Below are 7,244 nucleotides of genomic sequence, written 5' to 3' on the forward strand. Positions count from 1 at the left end.
ACAGATGACACGAATTTGTTTGGATAAGGATTTTACTGATGAGGAAACCTGATGAACCTGATTTGTCCATATAATAAATTCTTTCCTATTTGTGCATGAATCCGTGTTGTTCATGTGCTATTAATTGCGTGCCAGCTTCATCCAGTTTTTTCCTTCCATTATTCTGCTTACGAGCATGGCAGCGGCAGTATCGCAGGTAACATTCATGATGGTAGCAACCGGATCTACCAAAGTGCCTAAAATGATTACAACAGGGAATGCTTCCGGCGGGAAATTATAAACCGATAATACCAATAATTCGCCTAAATAACCGCCACTTGGTATGCCGCCTTCTACCATGCTTACTATAACTGTTACCAGCAAAGCAATCAACCATACATCAACACCGGTGAAAGGCTTATGAAAAAGGGCGAAAACGGCTGCTATTTTTATGATGGAAGAAATACCGGAGCCATCTTTATGCAACGTAGCACCGAGCGGTATAGCAATATTGCCAATATACGGCGGAATGCGCATGTTATTTGCTGCCAATAAATTGACCGGAATAGTAGCAATGCTGCTGCACGTACCGATGGCTGTAGCAGATGGTGCAATATTGTTTTTCCAATATATTTTTACTGCTTTCCATCCACCCGCAATAAAGGCATACGAACTAAACCCCACCACAAAATAAAAGAGACACACGCCATGAAAAATGCCCAATGCCTTGGCATAACTGCCCAATAGTTGCGGACCTAAAACACCTACCTGACTGGCAAAATAAGCACCTAAGCCAATTGGGGCCAGCTTCATAACAAATAGTAAAAAGCGCGTAAGCACTTCGCTCCCGGATTGCAAAAAATGGAGAAAAGGTTTGCCCTTTTCGCCGGCGCGCAACACAGCAAACCCTACAATGCCCGAAAAGATCATCAATGGAAGCATGTTGGTGCGGGAGAATAATTTATATACATCATCTACCGTGAGCATATTCACGATGACTTCGCCCAAACTTTTGTTCTCGTTTTGTGTAGCAGTTGCCACAAACGAACTGTTGGTATGTATGGCATTGATTGGAAAAAAGTAAACAGCAATGATTGTAGTGATGGCAGCAATTAATACGGTTGAAATAAAAACAAGCAACATCACACCCATCAATTTCCCAAACTTTTGTGATTGATCTATGCTGGCAATGGAAGCTGCGATGGTAAAAAAGACCAATGGTATAACAGCCGTAAAAAGCAGGTTTAAGAACACATCACCAATAGGCTTAATGACTTCTATTTTTTCACCGAAAACAATACCGAGTATGCAACCAATAATTACACCGCCGAGCATGAGCAGTATATTACCGTATGTTTTTAAGAATGTCCTGTTGGTTGTGGTTGCCTGCATAATAGGTTTGGCTTATTGAAGTAGCGAATGACAGCGCTTAAAGATAAAGGCAAAAAACATTTGCTGCTGCAATATAATTCGGGAAGTTGTATCTGCGTCATTGCGAGCGATAGCGAAGCAATCTGTGGATAGTAGTAGAATCAAAATAAGCCTGCAATGTTGATATGCAGAGTTCAATTAATAATAAACTTTATTATAGGTTCAAAATATTCATTAATAATGATTTACAGCATAGCACAGATTGCTTCGCTACGCTCGCAATGACGAATGCTGTGCTTAAAATGATGTGTTTGCATTACTCCTAAGTACAAATTTGTCATCGTAACCAAACCTTAGTGAGTATTACAACTATTCTTATAAGAAAACAAAATTTTACATTCTCTTAAACCATCCACGCTTTTTAAACAAATAAATCATATACACCGGAACGAGCAGCATCAACGCAACGGCTATAAAAAAACCATACCGGTTGTGAATGTAGGGGATGCGGTCGAAGTTCATACCAAAGATACCTCCAATTACCGTAGCAGGCGCCATCAGGCAGGTTACAATGGCCATTACTTTCATTACTTCATTCAGGCGTATGTTGGCTTTATTGAGGTATAAATCCTGCATACTCATTATCATATCACGGTAGTTTTCTACCATATCGGCAGCTTGTGTGATATGATCGGAAACATCTTTAAAATACCGCATCACGCGCTCATCGAGCAGTGGGCTATCGCTACGGATTATACCGCTCACCATATCGCGCACCGGCAGTACATTACGGCGCAATACAATCAACTCGCGGCGGAGGCTGTTGATTTGTGCCAGTGAGCGGGTGCTGGCGGCGCGTATGATTTCTTCTTCCACTGCTTCCAGTTTGTCGCTTAGCTTATCCATCACTACAAAATAAAAATCCACAATGGTATCTATCATCGAATAAGCAAGATAGTCGGCACTGGCACTGCGCAGCTTGCTTTTGGGTATGTTTAGCTTTTCGCGAATACCATTAAACACATCACGGTCAGCATCTTCCTGAAAAGTGATAACAAAGTTTTTGCCCAGCACAATACTTATCTGCTCCTGCTCTACGGTGATCGTATCTTCATTAAAATACAACATATTGAGCAGGCAGTACATGATGTCGTCGCCTTCATCCATTTTAGGACGCTGACCTATGCTTAAAATATCTTCCTGGATAAGCGGGTGAATGCCAAAATGCTCGCCTATTGCTTCTATATCGGCTTTACGAATACCATCAATATTTATCCAGCTTATATTGCCATTCTCTTTAAAGGTAAAAGCTTCTCTTACATCTTTCAGTTCATGCTGTTTTACATAATCCTTATTATAATCATACACGCAAATCTTTACCTTTTCCGCATCCTGGCGCACGGTAGAGCAAATAGGATTATACATGCGCACTCTTCTCTCCCGGTTATTGTCAAATTTAATCATGCGGCTGAGGTAACCTGTTGTTTGGTTATACATATTGCTCATCACCTCTTTTGCATTATCTGTTAGCTGCATTGCTTTTTATTTAAAATCTCTTTCAATAATTGTGCATCATGCACGGCATGGCCGTTTATATCATTATTAAAATAAGCCCATATTACGTGCCCTTCTTTTATCCAATGTACAAATTTATCGGCATATGCATTCAGCATTTCATAGCTATAGGACGAGGCATATAATGCTTCGGGTCCGTGAAAACGTATATAAATATTAGTGTCTGTTACAACCTCTGCGTACGGAAATACATTACCCGATTGTGAAATAACGAATGCAATATTATACTTTGTCATCAGGTTTAAACTATCCACTTCAAACCAGCTTGTATGGCGCGCCTCCAGCGCAAAATAGTACCGGTTATATGCTCTTTTTAAGACAGAATAAAAATACTCCGTTACCTCATAATTAAAGCGCAAGGATGGCGGCAGTTGTATCAAAACAGGTCCGCACACTTGCTGCAATGGTTCAATAGCGGTAAAGAAGCGTTGCAATGGTTCCTCTGGTTCTTTGAGACGTTTTAATTGGGTAACATAACGGTTCATTTTGGCACAAAAAGTAAAGCTAAGTGGCACTGCTTTAGCCCAGTTTTCGGTAGTGGACATACGCGGTGTATGATAAAAAGTGGTATTAATTTCAGTGGTATCAAAGTATTGTGCATAGTACTGCAAATACGATGTAGGTTTTAGGTTTGTTGGGTAAAAAATATCTTTCCAGCTTTTGTAGCTCCAGCCCGATGTACCAATGTGTATATTGTTCAATTTCATACTATTATTTTATAAACGAATAATGCGCCGGAATGTATTGGCAGTAAAATTGAATCAGGAAGAAGTGCCTGGCTATTAAAAGTAAGACCGCGGTTTGAAACGCTGGCAGGATTTAAACACTCTCAGCGTTAAGAAAGCGTGCAGAAAAACAACGAAACAACAACTGCCTAAAACAACATTTTCTTAAACAATAAATACAATTTCTTATGCAAAGAGATGGCGCAACCGTTAGCCTGTGGCAGTACAACATTCCCGATTACGAAACAAAACACACTACCTTGCCCGCAGCTTTGTTTGATGTGATTATTGCAGGTGGCGGCATTACAGGCATTACTACTGCATTGCTATTACAAAAAAGTGGCAAAAATTGTTTATTGCTGGAATCGAATACGTTGGGTTTTGGAACTACCGGCGGCACTACTGCCCACCTCAACACACTTTTAGATACCCCGTATAATACCATCGCCAAAGACTTCGGGGAAAAAAATGCACAACTGGTTGCTAAGGCAGCCCAAGACGCATTGAATTTGATAAGTAATAACATCAGCACTTATAATATTAAATGTGAATATCAAACGCAAGCGGCCTATCTTTTTTCGCAAAATAGCCAGCAGGATAAAGAACTGGATGAAATGTTTCGGGCTACAGCACATGCCGGCGTACAGGTGAGTTATGTAAATGAAATTCCCATTCCTATTTCTTTTACCAAAGCATTTAAAGCCGAAGGCCAAGGGAAGTTTCACCCTATTGAATACCTATTTGCATTAGCCAAACAATTTGAAGAAGCCGGCGGTACTGTTTTGCAACATTGCCGTGTAACTAACTGGCACGATGATGAAAATGTAACCGTAGAAACTACACTGGGCAAAGTGGAAGGACGCAAACTCATTTTTGCCACGCATATTCCACCCGGTGTAAGTGTATTGCACCTGCGCTGCGCACCTTACAGAAGCTACGCAATAGCAGTGGAGTTAAATGATGAAAATTATCCTGATCATCTGACGTACGATTTGTACAATCCCTACCATTATTACCGCACACAGGAAGTAATGGGAAAAAAATATTTTATTGCCGGTGGTGAAGATCACAAAACTGGCCATGTTGAAAATACCGAAGCCTGCTTTTTAAAATTGGAAGCGTATGTACGAAAGTATTTTAATGTAAAAGAAATGGCTTTTAAATGGTCGTCGCAGTACTATGAGCCGGCAGATGGCTTACCATATATCGGTCACATGCCTGGCAGCCAAAAAGGTAATATATATGCAGCAACAGGCTTTAGCGGCAATGGTATGACATGGAGTCATGTAGCGGCTTTGGTGCTTTGCGATATGCTTACCGGCGTGCCATCTCCTTACGAAGAGTTATTCTCGCCAGGACGCATAAAACCCGTAGCAGGCTTTACTGCCTTTGTAAAAGAAAATGTGGATGTAGCTAAGGAATTTGTAAAAGGATTTTTTACCAGAGACAAAATAGAAAGCCTGAGCGATCTGGCACATGGCGAAGGTAAAGTAGCGAATTATGAAGGGGAGAAAATTGCTTTGTATAAAGATGAAAATGGTCAGTTGCACGCCGTAAGTCCTGTATGCAGGCATTTAAAATGTCATGTAGCGTGGAATATAGCCGAGCAATCGTGGGATTGCCCTTGCCACGGTGCCCGCTACAATTACAATGGTAAGGTTATTACAGGTCCGGCAAGTACGAATCTGGAACAAATAAATATAGAATAAACGGAGGAAAAATAATATACGCGTGAATTGCGCAACTTAAGCTATCAGGTGCTAGAATCAAACAGGTTAACGGTTTAGCCCGTCATTGCGAGCGCAGCGAAGTGATCTGTGGGTAGCTGCAAATCATCCTTAATAGGAGCGCTTGAATCTCACACTTTTGTTTTTAACGTGTTGATGGGCTGATGCTGATTATACTACCATCCGCAGATAGTTTCACTTCATTTGCAATAATGAATGCTCCGCCCGCAATGGCAGCCATACTTCTTAAGAAAGCAGTCTTCTCTCCAACAGTACAACACCTCATCCATCCCCACCAACAATTTTACTTACTGTTGGTACAATTTTTTATTACAACTTCACACTTCAATCTCTAATCAATGTCAACATTGCCGGTTACAGTACGCAGAGCTATCGAACTCATGGGTTTATATTTTTTAGGAATGATCATTATTGTAGGAAAAAACATTCTTGCACCTATTATCATGGCATTCTTTCTTTCGCTTATGCTATTGCCAATATATCGCTTTTTAGTGCGGAGAAAAGTTCCCGAAACGCTTTCTATTGTTATTGCACTATTGGTGATGATTGTGATAGCAGGCTTGTTAATATGGTTTTTTTCTTCACAAATCAGCCGGCTGGTGTCCGATTTTCCACAGATCAAACAAAATGTACAAGCGCATATCAGTACATTGGGGCAGTGGATACAAGACAAAACCGGCTTCTCTACAGCACAGCAAATAAAGCTTATCAACGAGCAAAATGATAAGGTACTTAACTATGCAGGCAGCGCACTGGGCGGAGCAGCCTCTTCTATTTCCGGTGTGCTGGTATTTTTTGGTTTGCTACCCATTTATATTTTTCTCATGTTGTTTTACAAAAACCTCCTGCTCCGTTTTATATTCCTGTGGTTTCCACCCGAGAACCATGCAAAAGTAGAAGATGTAATGCGCGAGATAGAAGTTATTATTAAAAGCTACCTTGGCGGGCTGCTTATACAAATAAGTTATATTACCGTTTTGCTGGGTGGTATTCTTTTATTGTTTGGGATAAAACATGCCATACTCATAGGTGCCATCTTTGCTATTCTCAATCTTATACCCTATATAGGAGCATTAGTGGGTAATATTATTGGTGTACTGCTTACCATTTCCTCTACCCAGGAGATAGCACCCATCTTTATTGTGCTGGGCACCATTGCTTTTGTACAGTTTTTAGACAATAATATCCTTATGCCGCGCATTGTAGGATCCAAAGTAAAGATTAATGCGTTGGCTACCATTATAGGCGTTTTTGTTGCCGGTGCACTGGCGGGTGTATCCGGTATGTTCTTGTCGCTGCCGGTAATTGCAGTGTTGAAAATCATATTTGACCGCACCAATAATTTGAAACAATGGGGGGTGATTTTAGGAGATGAGCGGCCGGCACGCAGCCCGATGGAGTGGCCGGTATTCCGGCTGGGCAACAGGAAAGTGCAGGAAAAAATTAAAAGAGAAAATAACATTGAGCCTGTTACAAAAGAGGAAAAAAAAGAAGAAAGTTAGCAGCGGGAAAGGGAGGAAATAAGCGCAAATGCGTGTGGTTTATTTTTGAAGGACTGGTGTACGGATTAGCTTTTCGTGCTTGAAGATGGAAAAATGTATGTCATTGCAGGCAGAGCGCTCGTCATTACGGCTGCGAAGCCGGAAGTAATCTGTGAATGGTAGTATAATCAACGTCAGTCATTAACAGGATAAAAACAAAAGTGTACGATTCAACACCAGCCAATGAACTACCTCGCAGCAAGCTGACGAGGTATCAAAACAGCCTTAGCTGCTGTTGGTGAATCCTTTTATATTCTTTTTCGGCTCCCTGCGCTTTGACATAGTGCTGAATGGTATTTTCATCT

General features: G+C 41.0%; 5 protein-coding genes. 2 read left to right on the forward strand and 3 right to left on the reverse strand.

What is annotated here, in order from left to right; translation table 11 throughout:
• Positions 1 to 120 precede the first annotated feature (120 nt).
• From FC093_RS22845 to FC093_RS22855, 3 genes are all read right to left on the reverse strand, one after another.
• Positions 121 to 1,371 (reverse strand): dicarboxylate/amino acid:cation symporter, encoded by a 1,251-nt coding sequence (locus tag FC093_RS22845; RefSeq protein ID WP_137264138.1) that lies wholly within the window; start codon positions 1,369 to 1,371, stop codon positions 121 to 123.
• A gap of 372 nt (positions 1,372 to 1,743) precedes the next feature.
• Positions 1,744 to 2,886 carry a magnesium/cobalt transporter CorA gene (corA, locus tag FC093_RS22850; protein ID WP_240743425.1) on the reverse strand — a complete coding sequence of 381 codons (1,143 nt, stop codon included), beginning with the start codon at positions 2,884 to 2,886 and terminating at the stop codon, positions 1,744 to 1,746.
• Positions 2,877 to 3,632, reverse strand: coding sequence for a DUF72 domain-containing protein (locus FC093_RS22855; RefSeq protein ID WP_137264139.1), 756 nt, complete (start codon positions 3,630 to 3,632; stop codon positions 2,877 to 2,879). The genes corA and FC093_RS22855 overlap by 10 nt, the downstream gene beginning before the upstream one ends.
• Before the next feature lie 206 nt (positions 3,633 to 3,838).
• Here FC093_RS22855 and FC093_RS22860 point away from each other — a divergent pair, with 206 nt between their 5' ends.
• Both FC093_RS22860 and FC093_RS22865 read left to right on the forward strand, forming a co-directional pair.
• Positions 3,839 to 5,359 (forward strand): FAD-dependent oxidoreductase, encoded by a 1,521-nt coding sequence (locus tag FC093_RS22860; protein ID WP_137264140.1) that lies wholly within the window; start codon positions 3,839 to 3,841, stop codon positions 5,357 to 5,359.
• A gap of 377 nt (positions 5,360 to 5,736) precedes the next feature.
• Positions 5,737 to 6,900, forward strand: coding sequence for an AI-2E family transporter (locus FC093_RS22865; protein ID WP_137264141.1), 1,164 nt, complete (start codon positions 5,737 to 5,739; stop codon positions 6,898 to 6,900).
• The last annotated feature ends 344 nt before the right edge of the window (positions 6,901 to 7,244 follow it).

The sequence above is a fragment of the Ilyomonas limi genome (genome assembly GCF_005233845.1).
GTDB lineage: Bacteria > Bacteroidota > Bacteroidia > Chitinophagales > Chitinophagaceae > Ilyomonas > Ilyomonas limi.